Origin of the sequence: Singulisphaera sp. GP187 (assembly GCF_900129635.1) — a bacterium.
Lineage (GTDB): Bacteria > Planctomycetota > Planctomycetia > Isosphaerales > Isosphaeraceae > Singulisphaera.
On the sequence record NZ_FSRB01000001.1, the window covers coordinates 678,162 to 703,306 of the forward strand.

Consider the following 25,145-nt stretch of genomic DNA (forward strand, 5'->3'; position numbering starts at 1 on the left):
CCACGCTCGGCGTGGGAATGCCGTTCTGGCCGCTCCGCGGCCCCACCCGCCGGAGAAGACGACGCGAAGCGTCGCGGACAGAAGTCCCACGCCGAGCGTGGGAACGAGTTTCTCCCGCGAATTTCGGTCTCCGGGGCAGACAGACGGCCCGGTTTCCTGGCGACAGACTCGAATTTCCAGCCAGATTGGTTGCGTGGAGGATTGTGGAAGTGATTGAGGAGAATCATAAGATTCTAAAGTGGTAATACATAGAGTTTATGATATTGTTGTGTGATTTGTGAAAACTGATTGGCGAAAACAATTTAGAAATTAAAATAGAATCGTGTTGTGCGTGGTTTGGGTTTTGCGCGGGCCTGTTTGGTTGCCGTCACCTTCGCGTAGCCGGGGCCGGGGTGGTTCCGCGGAGTGGGGAAGAGCGGTTCACGGTTGAGGGGATTCGGGGGGGCTGGGGCGGCCGGGATTCGAACGGCCCCTATCGCCGAGCGGACAGCCTGGACCCGCGGAACGTCTCTTGTCGTTCGGTGCGTGACGGCGGTTCTGTCATCTGAGGCTCGCCTTTGGCACGAACCTGCGAAGCTTCTCTTGGGCCCGCGATTCGATCTGGCGGACCCGCTCCTTGGTGATCCCCAACTCGTGGCCGAGCCGCTCCAGCGTCAGTTCGTCAGCGCCACCGATCCCATAGCGGCCGATCAGGATCCGCCGCTCGCGATCGTTGAGCCGGCCGAGCATGCTCTGAACGGTCTCCTCGTTGCGATGGTTGTCGCTCTCGAATTCGTAGCTGGCGGCGCGGTGGTCGGCGGTCGCCTCGAACACGAGGTCCTGGCCGGTGACAAACCGGTCGCGGAGGCTCTTCTCCTTGGGGAGCGTGCGGGCGAAGTTCTTGATGACCGCCCATGAGGCGTACGTGCTGAACTTGAATCCGAGCGAGAAGTCGAACTTCTCCACCGCTTGCATCAGGCTGATGTTGCCGTCACTGACCAACTCGAAAAAGTTATTGGAAACGCCCGATCGCTTCTTGGCGATGGAGACGACGAGCCGGAGGTTGGCTCGGATGATCTGGTTCTTGATCGTGTGCGCCTCGGTTTGGAGCCGCTCGACCTCGTCGAGGTCGGCGGTCCGGGCGCGTGCCGGGTCGATCGTCTCGCGGAGCTTGCCGGCGAGGAATTTCAGGTAGTTCATCTTGCGGAACAGATGGGCCTCCTGCTCGCGGCTGAGCAGGGGGACGTCGTAGAGGCTGGCCAAATAGCCCGGGAGGAGTGCGGCTGGCGGTCGGGACCGGGATGCCGAGCGGGGGGCCTCGGGCATCGGCGCAAGGATGATCGCATTGGCGTCGCCGGCCTCGAAACTGGGGTCGAAGATGAAGTCGAGCTTTTGTTCGAGGATTCGTTCCGCCCGGACCTCGTTGATCCCCCGCACGATCGCCGTCTGCGACCGCCCGGACTGCTGCGCCAGGACGGCGACCGAGACTCCCTGACGCCACTGCCCGTAAACGAGCCGTTTGGCCGACTCGTCGAACCCGTTTCGTCGCAACGACGGCGGCGTCCCGTCGGTTCCGTGCGGCCCTGTTGTCGTGCGAGACTTCGTCTTCCGAGCGACCATCGCAGGTCCCCCTTTCGCCTGAATAGGCCCGTTTGCGATCCGGAGCTTCCCGTCCGTTTGCGATCATCGAACCGGCGAGGCCGCGCTTCAGTGCGGTGCGGTTTGACCGGGGGCCTCTTGTTTCCGAACCTGGTTCGTCCCCCGGAAGCACGACCCGATCCGTGAGTCACAAAGGCCTGAGCAGAGAACGTTGGTGAGGCCGATGGGCCGCACCCGGGGGGCAATGGAACCCCTTGATGTCGCATCACACAAAGTCTCGCGAAAAAAATCGGCGAAACCCTTCATCGATATCTTTTGGGCGAGGACCCGTCGGAACGAAAACCGCTTTAAAGCGGTTTTCGATCGGCGGAATCACTGGCAGAGCGACCAGGGTGACAGGGGGCCGTACTCGGCCCCTGGGCTTCTCTCTGGCTCTGGCACCCAGAAGTGAGCCACTCGATGGTGAACCGCTCTCAGCCGTTGGTTTTGGTTTTCTTTGATTTTCTGATGGGGGATCGAAGGGATGCCATGGCCGCTGGGTGCCACGGGTTGCACATCATTCAATATCAAGGAAGACCAGTTCCACCTGCTTAGCGAGAGAAGAGATTCGTCTTGGCGAGATCGATCACTTCGTCACCGCGCCCACTGAGCACGGCGCGGATCATGTACAGGCTGAAACCGATCGCCTGTGATGCGGTGATCGTCGGGGGCATCGCCAGTTCCTGCCGGTTGACGATCACCTCCACAAGGCAAGGACCGTCATGAGCCAGCGCGGTTTCCAAGGCGGGTCGAAGGGCTTCCGGGGCTTCGACGCGAATGCCGAGAATTTCGGCGGATTCCGCCAGCTTGGCAAAGTTAGGATTGACCAACTCCGTGCCATAATCGAGCAATCCGGCGGCTTTCATCTCCAGTTCCACAAAACCGAGCGAACTGTTGTTGAACACGATTAGTTTGACCGGCAGTTTGAGCTGTCGCAACGTCAACAGGTCACCGAGCAACATTGCCAGACCCCCATCGCCGGAGAGGCTGACGACCTGCCGATCAGGAAAGGCGGCCTGGGCACCGATGGCCTGGGGAAGCGCATTGGCCATCGAGCCGTGCGAGAAGGAACCGAGTAAGCGACGCTTGCCATTCATCCGCAAGTAGCGCGCAGCCCAAATTGTGGGGGTTCCCACATCGCAGGTGAAGATGGCGGTTTCCGAAGCCAACTCATTCAACAGCTTCGCCACATATTGGGGATGAATCGGAGTGCGTCCCGGTTCGCCGGTCGCCAGGTCATCGAGTCCCTTCCGGGCCTGGGCATAGTGCTTGAGACAGACATCCAGGTAGCTGCGATCGGCTTTGTCGTTCACCAATGGGGTGAGCGCCTGTAACGTCGCTTTCACGCTGCCGACAAGTCCGAGAGCCACGGGCGTGCGCCGACCGATCTGCTCGCCACGGAGATCGACCTGGAGGATCGTCGCGTCCTTGGGATAGAACTGCTGGTAGGGGAAGTCGGTGCCGAGCATCAGCAACGCATCGCAGTTCATCATGGCATGATAACCCGATGAGAAGCCAAGCAGCCCGGTCATGCCGACGTCGAACGGATTGTCGTACTCGATGAACTCCTTGCCACGCATCGCGTGAACGATCGGGGCCTTCAACCGTCCGGCGATTTCCATCAGTTCCGAATGAGCGTCCGCGCAGCCCGCGCCGCCGAGAATCACGACCTTTTTCGCAACATTGAGCATCCCGGCCGCCTTCTCGAGGGCGTCAACCGGAGGGAGTGTGATGGAGGCGGAGTCGCCGAGTCCCAGGGAAAGCGGTGGAAACGGGCAGTCACGCAAGGCGATATCACCCGGAATGATCACCACGGCCACGCCCCGCTTGGCGATCGCGGTGCGTATGGCGATGCCCAGGACGCGCGGCATCTGTTCGGGCTGCGAAACCAGTTCACAATAGTGGCTACAGTCCTTGAAGAGATGTTCGGGGCTCGTTTCCTGGAAATAGCCGCTGCCGAGCTCGCTGCTCGGGATCTGAGCCGCGATCGCAAGGACCGGGACTCGATTGCGATGGCAGTCGTAGAGACCGTTGATGAGGTGAAGATTCCCCGGGCCGCAACTGCCGGCGCACACGGCAATTTCCCCGGTAAGGTGGGCCTCCGCGCCCGCGGCGAAGGCGGCCACTTCTTCATGCCGTACGTGGAACCAATCAATGGCCTTGCTCTTGCGAATGACGTCGGTCAGGCCGTTGAGCGAGTCGCCTACCACGCCGTAAACGCGCTTCACGCCGGCCGCGATCAAGGTCTCAACAAACACGGTGCTGACGGTTCTCGACATGGCATCTTCTCCGTCGTCTGAGGGGCAGTGTCTTGCAAGTAGTTATATTGCTTCGCATTTTCCCTCGTTCCCACGCTCCGCGTGGGAATGCCGTCTTTGACGCTCCGCGTCATCGGCTCATTCCGAGGCACACGTGATGGGTCGAAGTCGCTACAAATTCAGTAGTATGTTGTTTCTGTACTTCCTAACATGTGCGGTGGTAGGCGGATTGCCCGTGTTCACGCGGATGACGCAGAGCGTCGAAGACGGCATTCCCACGCGGAGCGCTATGCCTTACCCACAAGTGGGGGGCTGGCCCGGTGTCCAGCGAGGGTGATCGGCGCAAGTGCCTGAGAGTCCTCCAGTTGTGGCATCCAGCTCGGGCCACAGCCCCCTTCCGTAACCTCCGGATTGCTAACAACTTACGACTTGTGGGTAAGGCATAGCGCGGAGCGTGGGAACGAGGGAAGCCGTCTGGGTGGCTGGGGTCCGTGCTCGGCCCCCAGCCACCCGGATCGCTCGACCTCTAGTCCACCCGAACGTAAACCGCTGTAACCACCCTGGTAAGGTTAGCCGTGCCGTGCAGGAAAAGGGAATACGGGGGGCTTCCCTTTCGCTTGCTCCCCCGCAAAATCTAAAAGGTGGGTCAACCCATCGCAGCTCCCGATTCCGAGTGCACCCACCTTTGGAGGGGATCGGCCTCGCGTGAGTCTTGCCGGGGCGACCCAGGGCAAGGTGGACTGTCATGGCGGAAGTGTGGCGCTCCCCACGAGAACTCCCCATCGGTTCGCAAGCGGAATCGTAAGGGTCCAGAAGTGTTTTCGCCTGGCGTGAGAGTTGCTGTGGATCTCAAAGGGATGGAGACAAATCCGATCCGGCCCGCCTACAATTTGACGACGAGGTCAGGGTTGCGTCTGACTGGAGGCGAGGGCGACTTGGCGACTCGCGGAGACTCGGACACGCAGAGGGGGATCGACTGGGATGGCTGATTCGCTTGATCGAGGCTCCAAGCCACCGGCCGAATCGCCGGCCGGCTCACCCGGGACCGCGCCGCGGGGGGTCGCGGAACCTTCGTCCGAGCCGCCTGCCCGTCCCGCGGCGACGATCACGACGACCACCGCCCCCCGGTCCGAGCCGCCGGTGCGTTCCGCGTCGCCCTGGCGGAAGCGGATCCTGCTCGCGGCGGTCGTGGTTGGTCTGATCGCAGGAGGGATCGCCCTCATCCCGGAGATCCGGACCGCCTTCAATACGGTCTCGACCGACGACGCCTACATCAACGGCCACGTCACTTTTCTGGCCGCGCGCGTCGGGGGCCAGGTCTCCCGTGTGTTCGTTGATGACAATATGCAGGTGCGACGAGGGGACATTCTGGTCCAGCTCGACCGCGAGCCGTACGAGGTGCAACGGGCGATCCAGCAGGCGGCCGTCACGGCGGCCGAGGCGGGTCTGACCGCGGCGCAAGCCTTGGTCCGTGGCGAGGTGGCCCAAATTCGAGCCAATCGGTTTCAACTGGCCCGCGCGATTGAAGAGGTGAACACCAAGATCGCCGAGCTGCGGTCGAACGTGTCGGCACTCAACAGCCAGAAGGCCACCCTGGACCTCGCCCGAGCCAACCTCAAACGCGGGGAGCAACTGCTCCCGGGCGGGGGGATCAGCAAGGAGGATGTCGACATGCGCCGGCAGGCGGTCAAGGTCGATGAGGCGAACGTCGATCAGGCCCTCCAGGCCATCTATGCGACGCGGGTCGGCCTGGGCTTACCCGCCCGGCCCCCGGAAGGGAACGACCTGAGCCAGACCCCTCCCGAGCTCGCCGAGGATTTCTCGGCTGTGCGTCGGGCCTTGGGGATTCTCCTCCAGAGCGCAGCCCAGTTGGGCTACTCCCCCAGCTCCTGGAACGTGACGCCCAAGCAGGCGATCGAGGAGTTCTACAAGCTCGACCCTGAAGGCAACCTCGAACGGATCTATGCCCGCCTGATTCCCCAGGCCCCGGCAATCAAGCAGGCCGAGGCGAAGTTGCTCCAGGCCCGCCGCGACCTGGCGAAGGCCGAGCTGGACCTTCGCTACTGCGACGTTGTGAGCGACATTGATGGCGTCGTCACGCGTCGAAATGTCAATCCGGGCAATAACGTCCAGGCGGGACAGAACCTGATGGCGATTCGCTCCCAGTCCGAAATCTGGGTCGACGCCAATTTCAAGGAAACCCAACTGGCCGACCTCCGGATCGGCCAACGCGTGCTCTGCAAGGTGGATATGTACGGCCGTCATCGCGAGTTCGAAGGGCGGATCACGGGCTTCACCATGGGGACCGGTCAGACGCTCTCCCTGCTCCCCCCCAGAACGCGACCGGTAACTATGTGAAAGTCGTTCAGCGCCTTCCGGTCCGGATCGAATTCACGCACTACGACCCGCAGAAGGCGCCCTTGTTCGTCGGCCTCTCGGTGGTCCCCTACGTCTACTACAAGGAGCCGGCGACCGGACCGCACGCCGGCGAGGTCTTGCAACCCCCTCGACCGCTCCCCCGACGCCCCACTCCCGACCCTTCCCCCGCGAATCCGAATCCGGATGTGGAGCCCGAACCGACCTCGACGCCGACCGTGACCAACCCTTCCGCCGCACGTTGACCTGATCCTTTGATTCGAAAGTACTGACGACTCACTCACGTGTTGTTCCTAAACCTGGAGCGGAGCAGAGATCCCGGATGACAAGCGCGGCCCTCGCCCGAGCCCCAACCCGGCGTCGATCGTTCAATCCCTGGATTGTCGCGGCCGCGGTGGTCGTCCCGACCTTCATGGAGGTCCTCGATACGACGATCGCCAACGTGGCGCTCCGGTACATCGCGGGCGGCCTGTCGGCGTCGGTTAATGACAGCGAGTGGGTGATCACCAGCTATCTGGCGGCCAACGCCACGATCTTGCCGATCTCGGGGTGGTTGTCGAACCGGCTCGGACGACGGAATTACTTCTTGATCTCCATTGCCGTGTTCACGATTGCGTCGGGTCTCTGCGGGGTCGCCGGCAGTCTCGAGGAGTTGATCCTGTTCCGGGTGATCCAGGGGCTGGCGGGGGGTGGGCTTCAGCCTTCCAGTCAGGGGATCTTGATCGACGCCTTCCCGCCGGAGAAGCAAGGGTCGGCCATGACCCTGTTTGCGATCGCGGGGCTGATTGCGCCGGTGATCGGTCCGACGCTGGGGGGCTATCTCACCGTCTTTTATGAGTGGCGCTGGATTTTTTACATCAACCTGCCGGTGGGGGCGCTCGGTTGCCTGGTCTGCTACCTGGTGGTCGAAGATCCGCCTTACCTCAAGGAGACGCGGGCGGAACTGCTGAGTCGGCCGTTCCGCTTCGACTATCTTGGGCTTAGCCTGCTCATCATGGCCGTGACCTGCTGGGAAATCCTTCTGAGCAAGGGGCAGGAGTGGGACTGGTACGCCGACCCCACCTGGCGGGCGCAATCGATGGCGATCGTCTTCGTCCTGGCGCTGACCGCCCTGATCGTCCATGAGTTGCGGACCCCCGACCCGGTGGTCAACCTCCGTCCGCTGGCCGACCGCAATTTTGCGGCCTGCAGCCTGATCGTTTTCTCGGTCTACGGGATCCTCTACGCCACGTCGACGACCTTGCCGGGGTTGCTCCAGACCTTGTTCGGCTACGATGCCTACGCTTCCGGCTTGGTGCTCTCTCCGTCGGGGATCGGTTCGGTGCTGATGCTCCTGACCGCCGGGTTCCTCCTGGGTCGGGGGACCGATGCCCGCTGGCTGATCCTGGCGGGCCTGATCTTGATGGCCGCGGGGAATTACTGGATGTCGGTGATGAATCTGGCGATCAGCCCCTACCAGGTCATCTGGCCGCGGGTGGTGACCTTCATGGGGATCTCGCTGATCTTCGCTCCCTTGACCGTCGCGGCCTTTCAAGGGGTCCCGCAACAGTACCGCGGGGCCGCGGTCGGGCTGTTCGCCCTGCTCCGGAATGAAGGCGGGAGCGTCGGGACCTCGCTGGCCAAGACCCTGGCACAGCGCCGTTCGCAGTTTCACTCGGCGCGACTCGGCGAGTTTATCGACCCCTTGAATCCGCAGGTCCAGGAGTTCCTCAACCAGGGCCAATCCCTCTTCCGCTCGGAGACCGGCGACCCGGTCGGATCGAGCTTGATGTCGTTGCAGGCCTTGGAGGCTCTGAGGGATCAGCAGGCGGCAAGCCTGGCCTATTTCGATGACTTCTGGCTGTTCTCCGTCCTCTCGCTCTCGCTCATCGGCCTGATCTTCTTCATGCGACGGTCGGTGGCGGAGAAGGGGGCCCACATCGGCGCGGAATAGCGGCGAACTCGAGTGACTCGGTCGGAATAACATGATCGAATCGGATCGAATGCGCCGATCATTCGGGTTGGAGGAATTGTTCTGGCTGGAGACGAGGCGATCGCTCGCCTCCCGGCCCGAGGACGAATCGGCGGCTGCTGGACCCGACTCATGGATGGGCGACTCCCAGACGGGATGAAGGCACGACAGCGCCTGCGGTCAATCCGGCGAGCCGGGTCGACTCCGGCCCTCCTGCTGGTGGCCCTGGTCGTCAGCGGAGGCTGTGGGACGACCAGCCTCAAGGAATATGTTCACAACGGGTTCAAAGTGGGCCCCGACCATGGGCGTCCCCCTGCGCTGGTGGCCCCGGCCTGGATCGAGGCCGAGAATCCCAAGGTCCAGAACGCCCCGTTGCCGAGCAACGACTGGTGGTCGGTCTTCGGCGACCCCAAGCTCTCGGAGCTGATCCAGCGGTCCTACGAGCAGAACCCGACCCTTCGCGCTGTCGGCGCCCGGGTGCTCGAAGCACGAGCGGGGCAGGCGATCGCGGTCGGGAACATCTTTCCGCAGTCGCAACAGGCGATCGCATCCTATGCCCGGGTCAACCTCAGCCCGAACCTGCCACCGTTCAATCACCTCAACTCGGGCCCGTTGGCCGGCACGCTCCCACTCTCGTTCTCGAACTGGTTCTACGGGTTCAACCTGAGCTGGGAGCTCGATTTGTGGGGCCGGATCCGGCGCAACGTGGAGTCGACCAATGCGAACCTGGATGCGTCGGTCGAGGACTACGACGCCGCCCTGGTGACCTTGTTCGCTGACATTGCATCGAACTATGTGCAGTATCGCGTGTCCCAGCAGCGAATCAAGATCGCCCGGAATAACGTGAAGATTCAGGAGCAGGTCCTCTCGCTCGCCGAACAGAAGTTCCGCGTGGGAACGACGAATCGGCTCGACGTCGAGCAAGCGAAGACGATCCTGGAGCAGACCCGGTCGAGCATCCCCGGATTGCAGATCCAGCTCGGTCAGGCCAACGACACGCTCTGCACCCTGGTCGGGATCCCGCCGGTGAATCTCGAACCCGAGCTGGGGCCAGGACCCGACCTCGGCCAATCCCCGGTGCCGAACACACCGGCCTCCGTCGCCACCGGGATCCCTGCCGACCTGCTCCGACGCCGACCCGATATCCGGGGCGCTGAGCGGCAGGTCGCGGCCCAGAGCGCCCAGATTGGAGTCGCCGAGGCCGACCTCTACCCCACCCTCTTCATCAACGGGACGATTGGCTGGGATGCCGAAGACTTCTCGAAAGCGTTTGCCACCAAGAGTTTTCTGGGCCTGTTGCTGCCCGGCTTTCGCTGGAACATCCTCAATTACGGGCGAATCCAGAACAATATCCACCTCCAGCAAGCACGGACCGCGGAACTGATCGCCGCGTATCAGAACCGCGTCCTGGCCGCCGGTCGCGAGGTTCAGATCTCCCTGCGTGGCTTCTTGCGGTCGCAGGAACAGGCCGAGGCGCTGCAACGCAGCGTGGAGGCGGCCGCCGCGGCCAGTCAGGTCGGGATCTCGCAGTACCACACCGGCACGATCGATTTCAACCGGGTCTTCAACCTCGAAACGACCCAGGTTCAGCAGCAAGACCGGTTGGCGGTCGCCCAAGGCGAGATCGCCCTGAACCTCATTTCCGTCTATCGGGCGGTCGGCGGCGGCTGGGAGTATCGGCTCTCGCAGTCCCCTCCCGCAGCACCGGCGCCTCCTCCTGCCGCTCCGCTCGGGCCGGTGAGCACCCCCAACGATCTCGAAGCCCCGAGCCAACCGGCGCCCCGCTCGGAACCCGATCGACCGCAACCGGCCGACCCCTTCCCGCCAGCGATCCCCTGAACGTACTCATCCTCGAGTTTGCGGCCACTCGACGCAGAACAGGCCACCTGAAGGAACCAAGGAGACGCCGATGAGGGTGCGGATATCGAAAATCGGGATCGTGCTGTGCGTTGTCCTGGCGAGTCCTCTGGCGGTCGCGGGTGGCCCAGGACCGCAGACCTCGCCTTCTGCCCTTCACCGGCTCGGTCCGGCCGGTGGCTGGAATCCCGACGGCCGCGGCCTGTTTCACTGGTGGGACGCTCATTGCTTTAGCGCTCCCTGCACCGTGGACGATTACTGCCGCAAGCCTTTGCCACGCCTCCATTGCCCGCCTCGCCCGATCCGGGTTGACCCGACGCATCGACATGCCTCGTTGTGTAGCTGCCCGGCCTGTCTTCGAGCTCAGTAAATGACGGGCAGGGCCTTGGTGGCACGGCCGCGCTCATCCATCAGAGAATCAAGAAAAGCGGTGACTCACAGATCAGCAGGTTAGGATCGGAAATCGAGGACGATTCGGCCTTCGATTTGTCCGTTGCGCATCCGGTCGAACACGTCGTTGATGTTCTCCAGCTTATCCGTCGTGATGGTCGCCTTGACCTTACCCTCCCCCGCGAACCCGAGCGCCTCCTTGAGGTCGAGGCGGGTCCCGACGATCGAGCCGCGGACCGTGGTGCCGGCCATGACCATGTCAATGACCGAGAGCGGGAACGAGCCGGGGGGCAGACCGAGGAGGGTGATCGTCCCGCCTCGGCGGAGCATGCCCATTGCTTGTTCGAAGGCCTTGAGGGAGACCGCCGTGACGAGCACCCCGTGCGCTCCGCCGATCTCCTGCTTGATGGCGGCCACCGGTTCGGTTTTGAGGACGTTCACCGTCACCTTGGCGCCGAGCTTGCGCGCCAGGTCGAGCTTCGCGTCGTCCACATCCACCGCGGCGACGTGGAGCCCCATGGCGACCGCGTACTGCACCGCCATGTGCCCGAGGCCGCCGATGCCCGAGATGACGACCCACTGGCCGGGCTTGGCCTCGGTCACCTTCAGCCCTTTGTAGACCGTCACGCCCGCACAGAGCACCGGCGCGATCTCGGCGAAGTCGACCGTGTCGGGCAGGCGGCCGACGAAGTCGGGGTCGGCGATCACGTACTCGGCGAAGGTGCCGTTGGCCGAATAGCCCGTGTTCTTCTGCGACTCGCAGAGGGTCTCAAACCCGGCCATGCAGTAATCGCAGCGCCCGCACGACGAATAGAGCCAGGCCGCGCCGACGCGGTCGCCCTCTTTGAGGAAGGTGACTTCGGAGCCGACGGCCGCCACGACCCCGGCGCCCTCGTGGCCGGGGATGAACGGAAGCATCGGCTTGATCGGCCAATCGCCTTCGACGGCGTGCAAGTCGGTATGGCAGACGCCGGAGGCCTCGATCTTGATCAGGATCTCCCGAGGCTTCGGCTCCGGGACAGGAACGTCCTCGATCACCAGTGGCTTGCCGAACGCGCGGGCCACGGCCGCTTTCATCGTCTTTGCCATGATGCTTCCTTCCCGTGAGACGTCAAGCAACCGCTTCCGTGGCCGTGAACCGAACCGGGGCGATTCTCGCGCCGGAGCGATGAATTGGCGCAGTCTGAATTTATCATATCACAGCCCTCTGTGTGATTCCACGGCGACTTTGCCGTCAGAGTCTCTACGGCTCCAGCCGAGGCTTGCTGTGAAAAAAAATGTGAAAACTATAATGCTAGTTAATGGTGAGAATGTTAAGATGTTGAAAAATGTGTTGTTGTCACGGTGTCAAGCGGGCCAGCCCATGCGAAGGTCCAAAGACAGGGAGCGATCAGTTCCCTGTCTTCCGACGGACGAAAAGACCTCGGTAACGTGGCGACGGTCTCGAAAAATCGGGACCAACGGCTTAGGGCGTCTCGTCTCGCTCCAGAGCTTTCCACAAGCGGGAGTCGTGAGGGAGTCGTGAGCTTGAACGGGTTTTTCAGAGACCACCTCGCCGATTCGGACTGCCCTGACTTTGCGGTTATGGAACATGGTTTGGTGTAAGATGTTAGGCCTTGAAGGTCTTGAGCGATGAGTGATTCATTCTCGCTCAGGCTCAGCGGGGATCCCGTGCCTTTTCCTGATCCAGACCGTTGGAGATCGAAGGGGCCCCGTTCGGTCCGCGGTCGCTTGGGGGGCTCGAACAAGAACTGTGTCGAATTCTCGGGAAATCTTCCCTTTCTGATGGGATCTGGACCCATTTCCCGACCGGTCTGACGAATTTGCATTCAAAGCCTTGCTTGGTGATTGTGTCTTACTCGGGAGGACCACGAGATGGACGAAGCGCCGAGCACACGACAGAGTCTGCTGATCCGGCTCCGTGACCCGGCGGATGAGCGGGCCTGGGCCGAGTTCACGGAGATTTACGGTCCCTTGGTGCAACGACTTGCGCGACGGCGGGGGCTTCAGGACGCCGACGCCCAGGATCTCGTTCAGGAAGTCTTCCGCGCAGTGGCTCGGGCCATCGAGCGATTCGACCCGGACCCGGGCCGAGGGTCGTTCCGGGGGTGGTTGTCCCGGGTTGCCCGGAACCTGATCCTCAACCTGCTCGCCGCCCGGCGCCGTCAGCCGCAAGGGACGGGCGATCCGGACGTGCAACGCCTGCTCGAGGGATGCCCCGAGCCGGCCGGGGAGGATTCGGACGCCTTTGATGTTGAGTACCGCCGACGCCTGATCGTCTGGGCGGCCGGTCGGGTGCGCGGTGAATTCTCCGATCTGGCCTGGCAGGCATTCTGGCAAACCGGGGTTGAGGGACGGCCGCCCAAGGAGGTGGCTGAGGCTCTCGGAATGACCTTGGGCACCGTCTATCAGTACAAGAGCCGGGCCGTCGTTCGGATCCGGCGCGAGATCGACCAATTCGGTTGGGAGTCGGCAGGCGAATTTCAGGAGACCAGTCGATGAGATCACGACAATTCCGAAGTGATTGCAGCGAATCGAGGTTGAGCTCGTTCCTGGACGACCGCTTGCCGGAGCCGGAGAACGCCCGACTGGCGGACCACCTCGAACGTTGCGAGGACTGCCGGCACACCTTGGAGCGGCTTGCGGCGGGGAGCCGACTCTGGGCCGAGCTCCGTGAGCTCGCTCCCGATTTCGACCCCGAGCCGCCCGTCCGGCCCCCGGTGACCGAGACGGTCCATGTCCCCGACCCGCGGGAAGCTCTGACGGCGGACGAGCTCAACACGCTCGAATTCCTCGCTCCGCCGGTCACACCGGGGTCGCTCGGACGCCTGGGGCCGTACGACGTGATCGAGGTGCTGGGACGCGGTGGCTTCGGAATCGTGTTGAAGGCGTCCGACCCCGCGCTTGGCCGGTTTGTCGCGATCAAGGTGCTCGCCTCCCCGCTTGCCGCGAACTCCGCGGCGCGTGGTCGGTTCGCCCGGGAGGCGAAGGCGGCCGCCGCGGTCGTCCATGAGAATGTCGTCGCCATTCACGCCGTCGACACGTGGAACGGCCTGCCCTACCTGGTGATGCCCTGCTTGTCCGGCCTCTCGCTCCAGAAGCGGGTCGAGCGGGATGGACCGCTCGCGATCAAGGAAATCTTGCGGGTTGGTATGCAGGCCGCGCTTGGTCTGGCGGCGGCCCACGATCAGGGGCTCGTGCATCGCGACGTCAAGCCATCGAACATCTTGCTGGAGGAAGGGGTCGAGCGGGTCAAACTCTCCGACTTCGGCCTGGCCCGTGCGGTGGATGATGCGAGCCTCACGCAAACCGGTGTGATCGCGGGCACCCCGCAGTATATGTCGCCCGAGCAAGCCCGAGGCGAGCCGGTCGACCACCGCTCCGACCTCTTTGGCCTGGGAGGCGTCCTGTACTTCATGGGCGCGGGCCACCCGCCGTTCCGAGCCGACTCGACCCCCGCCGTCCTGCGTCGGGTCTGCGACGATCGGCCAAGGCCCCTGCGCGACGTCAACCCCGACGTCCCCTCGTGGCTGGCCGCGATTGTCGACCGGCTGCTCGCTAAGGAGCCGGGCGGGCGGTTCGCGACGGCGGCCGAGGTCGCCGAGGTCTTGAAACAACACCTGGCCGCGCTCCAAGGCCCGGAGAAACCGCCCGCCCGTCCCCCGATTTCTCCGTCGCCAGTCCGGAGCCGCTCGATTCCGATCGCCGCCTCGATCGTCCTGGGCTCGGCTGCCCTCCTCGCCGGAATCGGAGCCAGGGGCGGATTGTCCGGCTCTGACTTCGCGCTCCTGTCGCTCGGGACCGACCGCACTCCGAATCAACTGGCTTCGGCCGGCCCGGGGAATGACGAACCCACGCTCGTTTCGTTTTTAGGTGCGAAGCGGGCGGGGGGGCCGATCGTTGGGTCGGGTCAGTTGGTCTCGAAGACCTGGGAGATCATCGATTTCACCGAGGTGACGATCGATTCAACGTTTCGGGCCGAGATCGTCAGGGGGGACGCGTTCAAGGTCACGACCACTACCGACGACAATCTGGTCGAGCACCTCCGGGTTTCCAAGGAAGGAAAGACGCTCAAAATCGGTTTGGAATCGGACAGACAATATCGCTTGAAAACGCCGTTGCAGGTCCAGGTCGTGCTCCCCGCCCTGACCCGGCTCGATGTGGGAGGCTCGTCTCGGGCCAAGCTCGAAGGATTTCGATCCGACACCGAATTCAAGCTCAGGCTCCACGGCGCCAGCAAGGTTAGCGGGGCGATTGACGTTGGGAGCGCGGAGTTCCAGGTCGATGGCAGCAGCAACGTCGACCTGAGCGGCTCCGCCAAGGTCGCACGCCTTTCGGTCAACGGCGCGAGCCATCTCAAACTCGCCCAGTTCCTCCTGAAGCAATGTGAGATCGAGGCCTTGGGGGCTTCCACCGCCCAACTGGCGGTCCAGTCCGACCGGCCTTTCCGCGCCAAGCTCTCCGGCGCGAGTACCTTGGAAGGGGCCGTTGACGCGGGGGATGTCGAGCTTCTCGTCGAAGGGGCGAGCCGGCTGGCACTTCGCGGCTCGGCCCAAGATGCGAAGATCAAGGCCGTAGGCGCTTGCCATCTCGACCTTACGGGGCTCGTGCTGAATGCCCGGAAAGTGGTTCTCTTGGCCAGTGGAGCGAGTGGGGTGACACTCAAAGGAGCGTCCGAAGCCGCGACGTTGCAGGCCAGTGGTGCGAGTCAGCTCAGGCTGGCAGGATTGGTCGTCGGGGAGGTCAAAGTTCAGCTTTCGGGCGCATCCGAGGCGTCGGTCGACGCGCAGAAGAGCTTGCAGTATCAGCTCTCATCCGGCTCCCGGCTGGACTACGCGGGAGAGCCATCAACCCTGACCGGCACGAAATCGAGCGGAGCGACCCTTCGCAGGCGGCCTTGAAACGAACCGCGGGCGGCCCCGCGCCCAGGCGGCGGTTTGTCGCGTTACTGGAGAATCGTGGTTCTGTTGATGTGCTTAAGGAATAGGCCGGGAATAACTTCCCGTTTTCATGCTGGTTTGGGGAGAGCCCGGTAGTTCCATTTGGGCAGGACTTTGTCGAAGACAATTTTCATGCCCTCCTTGAATCCCTCGGCGCACTTCATGCCGGTCTGATACACCTTCTCAAGGATTCGCACTGCCACCTTCATGCCCATGGCAGTCTCGGACTTGGACATGTAGTACTGGACCGTCTCCAACGTTCGAAAGATCACCCCGCGACAGGCCCGCGTCACGTGCGGGAAGAGGCGGTGCTCGATCGGGTTGTACTTCGAGCAGTACGGCGGGTAATGGGCGATTCGGATCTCGATGCCCAGCCGATTCGCCAACTTCTGAAGTTGCTCCTTGAATACATATCTCACCGCACTATTGCTACCTCCGCCGTCGCACAGCACCAGCAGTTTCTTTGCCCCGGGATAGGCCAACCGACCGTGGTATTCCCACCAAGCCGCAATGCTGTCACAGGCCAGTTCGCTGGTGTCGTGGCTGGTGTTGAGGTGGACGAATCCAAGGTTCCGCCCCACGTCGTAGATCCCGTGCGGGATCACAGTACCCGAGCCCATGCTCCCGAAGTCATGGTCGTTGACCACGATCGTTTCTTGAGTATCGATCACCCCGTCGCGTTGGAAATCGCCCAGCAATTCCTTCTTCTTCGTGTCGATGCTGATTACCGGCAAGCCGGCCTTCAAGTACCTCTTCTTGAGACGGGAGATATTCTCGAACTGGGCGTTGCGATCCGGGTGGCGCGGCCCCATCGTCTTCTTCTTCACCGCCTTCCGCCTGCGGTAACCATGCTTCCGGAGCAACTTCGAGACGATGTCGCGACTGACGCGTGTCCCCAATTCCTCCATCCGCTTGGCGATCTGGCGCCGCGACAAGTTGGTCCATTTCACTTCAAGTCGCATCGGGTCGCCCGCGGTGTGGTCCTCAAGGACCTTGTGAAAGTTCGCTTCGATGGCCGAGTCGACCTCGATCAACCGTTTCCGGCCGCCCCTTTTTTGCGAGTGCGGCCCGTGTCCAGGTCGTCCTCGCCTTCCAACTCCCCGAGGCCTAACCGGATCGTCTTCGGGTCGCACTCCAGGACACCCGCGATGTATTCGACCCCGCCGTGCCCCAACTTCGCGGCCTCGATCGCCGCATACCGCCGCCGGTCGTTCTCTTTCAACGAGCCGAAGAGCCGTTTCATCATCCGTTGGACTGTCGGTGCGTAGGCTTCCATGTGACCCTCCCGTATACTCCCTCCAAACATCTGGTCTGACATCCTAACTGAAGCCAACCACGGAAGTTATTCCCGGCCTATTCCTAAGGCTTTTCTCTTGCGGCGAAGCAACGCGATGCGCTTCGATTGATAAGGAATTCTTTCTGGGTGCCACGCGGTTCCGTACTCTGTCACGCGACACGAAGTTTGCTCGCGAAATCGCGACACGAGTTTGATCCGGAGTCCACATCGGTACAGTATGATGGGGCCGTACTCATGGCGATCCTAACTCGAGGTTGCACCATGCCACGCCCCATCCCTGTTCCGGTTCGGCGCATTGTGACCCGACTCTGGGAGCAAGGTCAGACCCCCGGTCAAATCGCCGAGGCACTGTCGCTGTCACGCCCGACGGTGCGGCGTCTGATCCGTCGATTCCGGGAACGAGGTGTCGAGGGCCTCGAACCGGATTACCGCCGAACACCGGACACCGAGGTGTCGGCCTCGGACCTGCGAAACGCCGCCTTGCAATACCGCCGCGACCACCCCGCTTGGGGGGCCGAGTTGATCCGGATTCACCTCCTGAATGAGACGTGGAACGAACCGGTCCCCTCGGCGCGAACCCTCCAACGATGGCTCCTCCGGGCCGACCTCGCCCCCGCCTCCGCGGGCCGTCCGGCGAAGGACAACCCCGCCAGGGCGACCGTGCCGCACCAGACCTGGCAGATGGACGCCAAGGAATTGATAAAAATCGCAACAGGCGATTTAGTGAGTTGGCTTCGACTCGTTGATGAATGCAGTGGCGCGGTGTTCCGGACCGCGGTTTTCCCCCCAAGGGAGATGGAATCAAGTCCCACCCGAAGGCGTCCGGGGGCAATTGCGGTGTGCCTTTTCGCGGTGGGGCTTGCCCGGGAACATGCGGGTCGACAACGGCTCGCCCTGGGGCTCAAAGGGGGATTTCCCGACCGAACTTGGGTTCTGGCTGATCGGCCTGGGGGTCGACATGATCTGGAACACGCCGAGCCGTCCCCAGGAGAACGGCGTCGTGGAACGATCGCAGGGGACCGGCAACCGCTGGTGCGAGCCGGGAACGTGCCAATCGCCGACGGAGTTGCAAGCCCGTCTGGAAGCGATGGATCGGCTGCACCGCGAGGTCTACCCTTACCGCGAGCGCCTGAGCCGCCTTGCCTATTACCCGGGCCTCGTGCACTCGGGCCGGCCCTATTCGGAACCGTCGGAGCCCGACCTTTGGGTTTGGAACCGCGTCACCACCCACCTCTCGGGTTACGTGGGCGTCCGACGCGTGAACAAGAATGGGTACGTCTCGATTTACAACCGGGCCTACTACGTCGGGGAGAGGTTCCAGGGGCAGGACCTCTACGTGACGTTCGATCCGGAAACCAACGAATGGGTGTTCTCCGACGCCTCGGGCCGCGAACTTCGCCATAAACCCGCCAGGGAGGTCACTCCCGAGCGGGTCATGGCGTTGGACGTCACTGGCCGGCCATAGTGAATATCTGATCACTGCGAATCAAACTCGTGTCGCGATTTCGCGAGCAAACTTCGTGTCGCGTGACATACTCGGAACCCGTGCGCCTCAGGCCAAGGCGTTCTCGCACGAGTTCCAGGTGCGAAACCGCGGGCCCCAGATTTTTTTTCTCTCTCGCCGATTCCCAATCGCCGCCCCTCGACCGCGGTAACTTCGCGGGGATGCCCGAGTTGACGGCCCGTTTCCCCGCGAAACTAGCGTCGGGTCGACGGCTTCGATTGAGCTGCGACGACGGTCAGCGTTTTGCCGGTATCGACCGTCGTCGTCGATCCATCGGGATCGGTCACGGAGACGAGCAGGTGGTAAGTGCCGGCCGGCACGCTCGCGTTTACCTGCTTTACCGAGAGTTTCAACTTGGTTTGCTTGCCTGCCATCACCCTGACCTTGGCCGAGGCGCTCGCGATGGTGAAGTCGCCCGCGGAGCCGGTCGAGGTCTTGGAGAGGCTCAGCGTCACCCGCTCCTTCTGGGAGACGGCGCTCGACGCAGCGGTCAAGGAAACCACCTGCTGGATCCTGGCTCTCTGGCCGGCCACCACCGAGCTTGGGAGCGGACCCTTGGCGGATGGGACCAGGTCCGACGGATTCGGTGCCACGGGCTGAGGCGTGGTCGTCGTTGGGGGGGCGAGTTGGGCCGTCGAGGAGATATTAACGGCGAACGACTCGGACACCCGTTTTCCGTCGGAGCCGTAGCCCACGACCGTGATGTGCGCAGTCCCAGGCGCGAGCGGGGTTACGGTCAGGGTGCTCCCCTGGATCGAGGCGGTCGCCACGCCCGGCGTGTCACTTGAGGCCAGGAAGAGCTCGTTCGCCGTGGTCACAGTCTTGATCGTGACCAGGTTGGAAGGTTGGACGGTCGTCCCGGGGGTGTAATTCTGGAGCGGGATCTGATCCAGGGGCGAGCCGAGCGGACCCGGAGATGGCACCGGCACGGCCGCAATGGCGTCCATCACCGCCAGGCCTGCGTCTCCCACCACGTTCCCGAAAACGGTGAAGCCGCCATTCTGGTTGTCGAGGTTGGACGCGTTGTTGTTCGATTCGTTGAAGAAGAATTGGCTGGTCGCGCTATTGGGATCACTGCCGAGCTTGGCCATCGCGATCGTACCGCGCGTGTTCGACGCCCCGAACTCATTCTGGACGGGAGGATCGGCGGGGATTGCCGTCAGGCTCGGCTTGGAGGAGAGCTGATAGCCGCCGCCTTGCCAGATGAAGCCGGGAACGGAGCGGTGTACGATGGAGTTGTTATATTCGCCCTTGTTCGCGTAATTCTGGAAGTTCGCGACGGTTTTGGGGGTGGTCGCGGGGGTCAGGAGCACCGGGATCGTTCCGAGCGTCGTGTCGAAGATCGCAAAATTGGATTTCGCGTCGGGATCTTTGAAGTAGGAGTCCAGATTCACCGGAGTCACCTCGGCACCCGCCGTGAAGTTCACATCCGGCAAGGGAGCCGTCGAGGCCATAGTCAGCAGGGCACGCGTTTCAAGGGATTCGACCGAGTTCCATTGGAGGGGCCGACGTGAGCGAATTGGCCTCTTCATTCATGCTCTCCAGAGAACGTAACTTTTAAGCAAGCAAGGAGTTGGTGCCAATCCGGGATGAGATCCAATGGAATTGCGGCTCGGGCCAGCACTGACGGGTTGCGACGTGAATATCAGGTGAAGCCCATGAGAAATCGGTGTCAGTCTTCAACTCTCGTTGCGACGAGATCCCTTTTCTTACTATCGATCCTCATTTCGTGATAGGCCAATTCTTGACCATTGGGATCGGAGGAAATTCAATGATTAGATGTCGTAAAAAATCGAAGTAATGAATGATTAAGGATATTGAAAATTTTGATGTTGGTGGTTTGTGTCCGACTCGCTCATCCGGGGCACGATGGCGATGAACCTGAGCGGCCCACCGACGAGCATGAACTCCTCCAACTGAACCACCGGTGGCATCAGGCCGTCTGCCTCTCTCCACGGCACGTTCATGAAGTGCCTAGACCGACTTTTCGTTTTTGAAGGCTAATGAAGAGGCCAACATCCCGGGGCCTCCCATCTTCTCTGTTTTTACGCCGCTGACTTCATCAGCGGACGACCCGTGTAGGTCCAGCGAAACGGCTTCGCGAATACCTTGTTGAAGTAGGTAAGGAAGTTCAACAGCTTTGATTGCAGATCATTCACCGACGTGAACGAACCGCGACGAATCACCTTTCGCATGATCACTCCGAAGATCACCTCGATCTGGTTCAGCCACGAGCTGTGCTTCGGAAGATATACAAATCGAATCCGATGACTTGTGTCCGACAAGAACGCTTGCCGGCTCGCCACCGACTTCAGCACCCCACGTTTACCTTTTTTGCCCAATTCCAGGGGGATTTCACACGCCACGGCAATCTGATTCACCAGGCTTTCCGTGCAATGAATGTTCAAGTTGTCCGCTATAAATACCCACGATCCCTCCGGGTCCAGAGTCAACGTCTGCTCGATGTGACGGACGAAGTCCGCCTCGGTTCGCGTCGGGCCAATCGTTTGAGTGAGCATCTTTCCGGTCGTTACTTCGAAGTTGCCGATCAGGCATAACGTCCCGTGTCGGATATACTCAAACTCGATCCGTTCGCACTTCTCTGCGATCATCCCCTTGGTGGGAGCGATCCGCTCCAGCGCCTGGAGACCGGTCATCTCATCAATGCAAACGGTGTGGGTCGCATCGTTCCGCTCCCGCTCCGACGCCATGAGGTACGTGTCACAGACCGTCTTGACTTGCTCCTCAAAACGTTGAGGATCCTTCTCCGTGGTGTTGAGCCAATACCGGCTCTTGTGGGGCTGCAAGGCGGCCTCATCCAGGTAACGGCTCACCTGGGACGATGAGATCGATACCACAATGCCGCGTTTGACGACCTCATCGGCCAGTTCCCGAGCGGTCCAGTGGGTGATCGGTCGGCCCGACTTCTCAGGCGGCTCACAAGCGATCGCCAAGATCTGGGTGACCTGCTCTGGGGTGAACTTGCTGGGGGCGCCGGGGCGTGGTTCGTCGGTGAGGACGGCTTCAATCGCATGGCGCAGTTTGGCGCGAGTCTCGCAGCATTCGATGTTGATCAGTTTCTCCCAAGCGTTGGCCCAGCGTCGTCGCCAGCGTCCGACCTGGCGGTGGACCAGACCGACCGCCTCGGCGATCTCTTGATTGCGAAGGCCGTCGAAGCCCATCAGGATGATCGAGGCGCGTTGCCGGAGTCGCGAGGGTGCCGTGGTGGCACGCAACGTCGATTACTGATGCCTCATCCTACTGCACTCATGTGCTTGTTTAGCAAGGCTTTCTGTTCCTGAGTCAGGGTGTGGAGCACAGGCGGTTTCGGCGGCTTATGCGGTTTGCGACGAGGCCACTTGCGTGTGGCTTTCGGGCTCTTCTGCTTCCGGCACCCGGCGCGGCAGCCCGCGAGTCGCTTGTGGTAACACTTGGCCTTGGGTTTCACGGCCGCGTCGATCTCCTTGCGGATCTCGATCAGAACTTTGCGGGGGCTGATCACTGGGCCATCGGTCGCCGACGCCGACGCCGGCCGAAGCGCCAGGTCGGCATGCGCCAGGAGGATCTGCGTGGCCAGCAGTGACAACTCGGCCTCGCGATGCACCAAGGCCACCGTGCGGCTAGCGAGTTTCAATTTATTGATTATACGCTTGTATGTGCGAAATAGTCCTTCATTACGCCATCTCCAGCGGTAGAATTTGGCGGCCGTCGCCGCCGACATCCGGGCTGGGTCGAGGACGTCGGTCAGGAGCCAGACGTCGCGTTTGACCGACCCCTTACCCTTGCCCTTGGCCGGGATCCGGATCAAGCGGCATTGGATCGGCGCTTCCCCTTTCTTCTGGACATAGTTCGGCCAGTACAAGACAGGGCCTTCGGTCCAATCCTCCAGGTTCGCCACTTCGAGGGTGTAGAGGTCGACCCGCGACGACATCCGGAACAGGAACGATCGCTTGACACCGAGGATCGCCCGGACCAGATCGAAGCCCATATAAGCGGCGTCGCAGACGATCAGGGCCTCGGGCGAGAGGGTGGCGAGCAAGTGCCTCAAATGCTCTTGCTCGGCCGCGGTGCCCGGGCCGAGTCGCCACGACCAAAGCAGTCCCGTGGGCAAGTGGACGAACGCCGTCAGCCAGACGTTGGGGGCCGCGTCGTTCTTGCCGGCCTGCCCGAGTCCCCGTTCCAACTCGGGGGTGCGGGGGCACTCGATCCGCGAGCCGTCGCAGCCCATCGGCTCGAAGCCGTCGACAATCCGCCGCGACCCCAGTCGGGCGTGGATCTGTTGCCGAACCCCCGCGGCCAACGCCCTGAGTTGTCGCATGGGGACGCGTCGCATCGCTTTCTGGAAGCCGACGAGGGTCTTTCCCGGGCGTCTTCGCGACTCATGGCAGGCGACGTAGTATCCCCGGGCCTTCTCAAACCTCTCGGACTCGGAGTCGCCGGTGGCCCAGGTCATGGCGAGCATGACCACGACCAGTGGCTGGAGATCCCACCGCGGCGCCGACCGCCTTTGAGGAACAACCCCTCGGGCTTGCTTCCAGACCGTCGGGGTGAGAAACTGTCGGACATAGCCGATCAACGACTGCGGTTGCTGCAAGCCTTGCAGCGTCCGAGCTGCCTTCATCGCCGTTCTTCCTCAATCCAGGTGAGTGCCGGTTGCTAGCCGCACCCATCATGACGAAGAACGGCGATTTTTTGCCCCCCCTTCTCTCGAACGAACCGCAGCCACGGAGCGGCAGTAATTCTCTGGTCCGGTGAGAGTTACATCCGTTGTTGACGACGCCGAGTTACTGACGTTGGGTGGCACGGGACAAAGTCCGAAGGATTTCCTGCTGGCACTCGGTAATGGTGATCTTGGCCGCCTGGCCCGGCATGACGTGTGAACTCCTGGTGGCTGGTAAGTTAGTCCATCCAGGTAATTTTGGGGTGTTCGTCAACCCCTTGGGCTATCGAATACGAAAAGTCGGTCTAGTCACTCATCTTTCGGGGCGGTACCTACTTGAGTCGCGTCATCGGCTCGATTCCAATACGTCTCCGGATGAGGCGGTCCGGCGAACCGTACGGCGCTCATTCGAAATCATCATAATCCCACCCAGGGGCCGCCCCGGACCCTTCTCTTCGAGGACACCTCATGAGCCATCTTGGAGCCTTCGTCGTCCGTTTGCCACTGGGCTTACTCCTCGCGATGGCGGGGGCCGGATCGGTCCTGGCCCAGCAGCCGGCGAAGGATGCCGGGTGGGCGCGCGTGTCCGAGGACGACCGCGCCATCAAGGTCGAAACCGACACGCTCGAGGCCGTCATCCCCAAGAACAGCCCGAAGCAGTGGATGACCGGCATCGAGAAGGGCTCATTCCTCGACAAGGCCACAGGTTTCCGCGAAGTCGGCGACGGCCTGATGGTCGTCGACTGGCTCATGGAGCCCGGCAGCGACGAGGGATGGAGCGATCAGGTTTTCGCGCCGGACGGGAACGGCGTCGGGCGGTATACCTGGTACGCGAACGAGACCGACCCCGCGCGCCGGTCCTACGCCCTGATGGCCCACGGCAGCAGCCACCGCAAGCGGATGGTCGAGGGGCCGCAACTCTGCCACCGGATGAAGCCCGTCCGTCCCGAGGTCATCCGCGGCAAGGATTTCGTCGCGGTGAAGACGACCTATCAATTCGAGTACGCCGCCCCCGGTCGGAAGCCAGGGTCGCGGTGGACCCAGTTGATCGTCTTCCCCAAGGGCGAGCGGTACTTCGTGCTGTCGGATCGGATTGACAGTGTGAATGACTCGGACGAGATGTTCCTCCGCAACGACACGCCGGGCTGCATCCGCCACGAGAAGGGCGACACGTTCAGCGAGGTCTACCTCAGCTACCTGAGCGGTCCCAAGGGGCTGCGGATCCCGTCCAGCGAGTTCTTCGCCCCGTTCCCCCCCGACCTGAAATTCGGCTACCGACGTGACACGCACCGAACGCCGGACCATTTCATCCGCGCCTACCACTTGCGAGACAAGGTGACGGGCAAGGACGGCCCCTGGCTGGCCGGCCTGACGCTCGACCCGTCGGTCGTTTATGAGGCCTGGTTCAGCCAGCGTCCCGGAGGAATCATCGTCGCGATCGAAGAGGTCCACGGCAAGCCGGTGAAGGCCGGCGATTCCTTCAGCGCCGCCCACATCGTGGGCTACTTCGATACCGTCGAGGAAATGCACAAGGCCTACGATCGCTACCAGGGCCACACCGGCCTGACCGCCGACGAATCGGGCTGGCGCCTGGTGAAGTAATCCCTGGCTCAGGCATTGACGATCCCAATCGTCTTTTTGGGCGACCATCGCCTGAGCCAGGAACGAGTTCCGAGAGACGCGGAATGGGGTGACGTGGCGGATCACCGCCGCCACGTTGCCGGCAAGGAATTCCTCCGACGGAAAAGAGCGTCTCATTCACTCTGGGGCTTCACGTCGCGTTGGCTGGCTTTCAACAGGGCCTCCATCTCATCGCTCATGCGTTCCGAAATCTGATTGTTTTCCCAGACAATCACCGGCGTTCCCGTCTGGCGAGCACGCTCGATGACTCGGATGGCCGCTTGCTGAAAGGCCGCTTCCGCTTTTTCCGTGAGCGTCAGGTTCTTCGTTTCAGCCTTCATAAAATCATTCGTAAACATGTTGCTGAATCAGGTCGAACAGATCGGCCTGAATGGTGGTGACGATCCCGTCGGCTTCCCGTGCGATCAAAGCCGGAGGCAAGTGGGAAGCGTCGAAGATCCACCAGGAATCGAGGCAGAGACGATAGAGTCGGAACAGGTTTCGCACTCCCGAGGACCATCGCCGTCGCATGTCTGCTTCAGGTACGGCATGCCCGCCTTGCCGAACCCTGTTGCCCACGCGCACAACCGCCTGATCGGCACTCGGCAGCCAGAGGAATAAGAGCAAGACCCGATAGCCGCTCTGCATCATCTCGTTCAATCAGTCATTGAATTA

Annotated in this window: 18 protein-coding genes and 1 pseudogene; 9 read left to right on the forward strand and 10 right to left on the reverse strand. The window is 62.3% G+C overall.

The genetic code is table 11. The annotated features are described in order from the left end of the window. Positions 1 to 540 precede the first annotated feature (540 nt). Both BUS42_RS02720 and poxB read right to left on the reverse strand, forming a co-directional pair. Positions 541 to 1,599 (reverse strand): sigma-70 family RNA polymerase sigma factor, encoded by a 1,059-nt coding sequence (locus BUS42_RS02720; RefSeq protein WP_074305053.1) that lies wholly within the window; start codon positions 1,597 to 1,599, stop codon positions 541 to 543. A 569-nt stretch (positions 1,600 to 2,168) separates the two neighbouring features. Continuing rightward, the gene (poxB, locus tag BUS42_RS02725) at positions 2,169 to 3,896 is read right to left on the reverse strand and encodes a ubiquinone-dependent pyruvate dehydrogenase (protein ID WP_074305056.1); all 1,728 of its coding nucleotides are present in this window, start codon (positions 3,894 to 3,896) and stop codon (positions 2,169 to 2,171) included. A 960-nt stretch (positions 3,897 to 4,856) separates the two neighbouring features. On the opposite strand from poxB, the gene BUS42_RS02730 reads away from it, so the two are divergent. From BUS42_RS02730 to BUS42_RS02740, 4 genes are all read left to right on the forward strand, one after another. Then, the gene (locus BUS42_RS02730) at positions 4,857 to 6,233 is read left to right on the forward strand and encodes an efflux RND transporter periplasmic adaptor subunit (protein WP_254053262.1); all 1,377 of its coding nucleotides are present in this window, start codon (positions 4,857 to 4,859) and stop codon (positions 6,231 to 6,233) included. After that, complete coding sequence (locus BUS42_RS44670) at positions 6,230 to 6,496, forward strand: hypothetical protein (protein ID WP_254053263.1); 267 nt, start codon at positions 6,230 to 6,232, stop codon at positions 6,494 to 6,496. The genes BUS42_RS02730 and BUS42_RS44670 overlap by 4 nt, the downstream gene beginning before the upstream one ends. A 77-nt stretch (positions 6,497 to 6,573) precedes the next feature. After that, on the forward strand, positions 6,574 to 8,184 hold the full coding sequence (locus tag BUS42_RS02735; RefSeq protein WP_074305058.1) for a DHA2 family efflux MFS transporter permease subunit: 1,611 nt from the start codon (positions 6,574 to 6,576) through the stop codon (positions 8,182 to 8,184). Positions 8,185 to 8,358: 174 nt separating this feature from the next. After that, complete coding sequence (locus BUS42_RS02740; protein ID WP_254053264.1) at positions 8,359 to 10,041, forward strand: efflux transporter outer membrane subunit; 1,683 nt, start codon at positions 8,359 to 8,361, stop codon at positions 10,039 to 10,041. 468 nt (positions 10,042 to 10,509) lie between these two features. Here BUS42_RS02740 and adhP read toward each other — a convergent pair whose 3' ends face one another. Beyond that, positions 10,510 to 11,538, reverse strand: a complete 1,029-nt coding sequence (adhP, locus tag BUS42_RS02745; RefSeq protein WP_074305062.1) for an alcohol dehydrogenase AdhP — start codon at positions 11,536 to 11,538, stop codon at positions 10,510 to 10,512. Between the two features lie 786 nt (positions 11,539 to 12,324). Here adhP and BUS42_RS02750 point away from each other — a divergent pair. Both BUS42_RS02750 and BUS42_RS02755 read left to right on the forward strand, forming a co-directional pair. Continuing rightward, a complete protein-coding gene (locus BUS42_RS02750) occupies positions 12,325 to 12,951 on the forward strand; it encodes an RNA polymerase sigma factor (RefSeq protein WP_074305063.1) in 627 nt (208 codons plus the stop codon). Beyond that, positions 12,948 to 15,350, forward strand: coding sequence for a protein kinase domain-containing protein (locus tag BUS42_RS02755; RefSeq protein WP_074305066.1), 2,403 nt, complete (start codon positions 12,948 to 12,950; stop codon positions 15,348 to 15,350). Before BUS42_RS02750 ends, BUS42_RS02755 begins: the two co-directional genes overlap by 4 nt. A gap of 107 nt (positions 15,351 to 15,457) precedes the next feature. Here BUS42_RS02755 and BUS42_RS02760 read toward each other — a convergent pair whose 3' ends face one another. Further along, complete coding sequence (locus BUS42_RS02760; protein WP_074305068.1) at positions 15,458 to 16,423, reverse strand: ISAzo13 family transposase; 966 nt, start codon at positions 16,421 to 16,423, stop codon at positions 15,458 to 15,460. Then, positions 16,420 to 16,665 carry a hypothetical protein gene (locus BUS42_RS44230; protein WP_074305070.1) on the reverse strand — a complete coding sequence of 82 codons (246 nt, stop codon included), beginning with the start codon at positions 16,663 to 16,665 and terminating at the stop codon, positions 16,420 to 16,422. The genes BUS42_RS02760 and BUS42_RS44230 overlap by 4 nt, the downstream gene beginning before the upstream one ends. A 282-nt stretch (positions 16,666 to 16,947) precedes the next feature. On the opposite strand from BUS42_RS44230, the pseudogene BUS42_RS46265 reads away from it, so the two are divergent. Both BUS42_RS46265 and BUS42_RS44675 read left to right on the forward strand, forming a co-directional pair. Next, positions 16,948 to 17,268, forward strand: a pseudogene (locus tag BUS42_RS46265) (helix-turn-helix domain-containing protein); the annotation flags it as partial. A 289-nt stretch (positions 17,269 to 17,557) separates the two neighbouring features. Next, complete coding sequence (locus BUS42_RS44675) at positions 17,558 to 18,151, forward strand: hypothetical protein (RefSeq protein WP_254053243.1); 594 nt, start codon at positions 17,558 to 17,560, stop codon at positions 18,149 to 18,151. Between the two features lie 233 nt (positions 18,152 to 18,384). Here BUS42_RS44675 and BUS42_RS02775 read toward each other — a convergent pair whose 3' ends face one another. The 3 genes from BUS42_RS02775 to BUS42_RS02790 all read right to left on the reverse strand — a co-directional run bounded on the left by BUS42_RS02775 (position 18,385) and on the right by BUS42_RS02790 (position 22,811). Beyond that, positions 18,385 to 19,722, reverse strand: coding sequence for a peptidylprolyl isomerase (locus BUS42_RS02775; protein ID WP_074305072.1), 1,338 nt, complete (start codon positions 19,720 to 19,722; stop codon positions 18,385 to 18,387). 513 nt (positions 19,723 to 20,235) lie between these two features. Next, positions 20,236 to 21,426, reverse strand: coding sequence for an IS630 family transposase (locus BUS42_RS41690; protein ID WP_173878234.1), 1,191 nt, complete (start codon positions 21,424 to 21,426; stop codon positions 20,236 to 20,238). A 17-nt stretch (positions 21,427 to 21,443) separates the two neighbouring features. Continuing rightward, positions 21,444 to 22,811 carry a transposase gene (locus tag BUS42_RS02790; RefSeq protein ID WP_074304734.1) on the reverse strand — a complete coding sequence of 456 codons (1,368 nt, stop codon included), beginning with the start codon at positions 22,809 to 22,811 and terminating at the stop codon, positions 21,444 to 21,446. Positions 22,812 to 23,318: 507 nt separating this feature from the next. Between BUS42_RS02790 and BUS42_RS02795 the strand changes: the two genes are divergently transcribed. Then, a complete protein-coding gene (locus BUS42_RS02795; protein WP_074305074.1) occupies positions 23,319 to 24,452 on the forward strand; it encodes a hypothetical protein in 1,134 nt (377 codons plus the stop codon). A 152-nt stretch (positions 24,453 to 24,604) separates the two neighbouring features. Here the strand turns inward: BUS42_RS02795 and BUS42_RS02800 are convergent, their stop codons facing one another. Further along, complete coding sequence (locus BUS42_RS02800; RefSeq protein WP_143206222.1) at positions 24,605 to 24,829, reverse strand: hypothetical protein; 225 nt, start codon at positions 24,827 to 24,829, stop codon at positions 24,605 to 24,607. Next, positions 24,816 to 25,121 (reverse strand): hypothetical protein, encoded by a 306-nt coding sequence (locus BUS42_RS02805; RefSeq protein ID WP_143206223.1) that lies wholly within the window; start codon positions 25,119 to 25,121, stop codon positions 24,816 to 24,818. Before BUS42_RS02805 ends, BUS42_RS02800 begins: the two co-directional genes overlap by 14 nt. Positions 25,122 to 25,145 lie beyond the last annotated feature (24 nt).

Coding starts and splice junctions, on each gene's coding strand:
- BUS42_RS02720 (WP_074305053.1), bottom strand. CDS start 1,599: ATGGTCGCTCGGAAGACGAAGTCTCGCACGACAACAGGGCCGCACGGA.
- poxB (WP_074305056.1), bottom strand. CDS start 3,896: ATGTCGAGAACCGTCAGCACCGTGTTTGTTGAGACCTTGATCGCGGCC.
- BUS42_RS02730 (WP_254053262.1), top strand. CDS start 4,857: ATGGCTGATTCGCTTGATCGAGGCTCCAAGCCACCGGCCGAATCGCCG.
- BUS42_RS02735 (WP_074305058.1), top strand. CDS start 6,574: ATGACAAGCGCGGCCCTCGCCCGAGCCCCAACCCGGCGTCGATCGTTC.
- BUS42_RS02740 (WP_254053264.1), top strand. CDS start 8,359: ATGAAGGCACGACAGCGCCTGCGGTCAATCCGGCGAGCCGGGTCGACT.
- adhP (WP_074305062.1), bottom strand. CDS start 11,538: ATGGCAAAGACGATGAAAGCGGCCGTGGCCCGCGCGTTCGGCAAGCCA.
- BUS42_RS02750 (WP_074305063.1), top strand. CDS start 12,325: ATGGACGAAGCGCCGAGCACACGACAGAGTCTGCTGATCCGGCTCCGT.
- BUS42_RS02755 (WP_074305066.1), top strand. CDS start 12,948: ATGAGATCACGACAATTCCGAAGTGATTGCAGCGAATCGAGGTTGAGC.
- BUS42_RS44230 (WP_074305070.1), bottom strand. CDS start 16,665: ATGGAAGCCTACGCACCGACAGTCCAACGGATGATGAAACGGCTCTTC.
- BUS42_RS44675 (WP_254053243.1), top strand. CDS start 17,558: ATGCGGGTCGACAACGGCTCGCCCTGGGGCTCAAAGGGGGATTTCCCG.
- BUS42_RS02775 (WP_074305072.1), bottom strand. CDS start 19,722: ATGAAGAGGCCAATTCGCTCACGTCGGCCCCTCCAATGGAACTCGGTC.
- BUS42_RS02790 (WP_074304734.1), bottom strand. CDS start 22,811: ATGAAGGCAGCTCGGACGCTGCAAGGCTTGCAGCAACCGCAGTCGTTG.
- BUS42_RS02795 (WP_074305074.1), top strand. CDS start 23,319: ATGAGCCATCTTGGAGCCTTCGTCGTCCGTTTGCCACTGGGCTTACTC.
- BUS42_RS02800 (WP_143206222.1), bottom strand. CDS start 24,829: ATGTTTACGAATGATTTTATGAAGGCTGAAACGAAGAACCTGACGCTC.
- BUS42_RS02805 (WP_143206223.1), bottom strand. CDS start 25,121: ATGATGCAGAGCGGCTATCGGGTCTTGCTCTTATTCCTCTGGCTGCCG.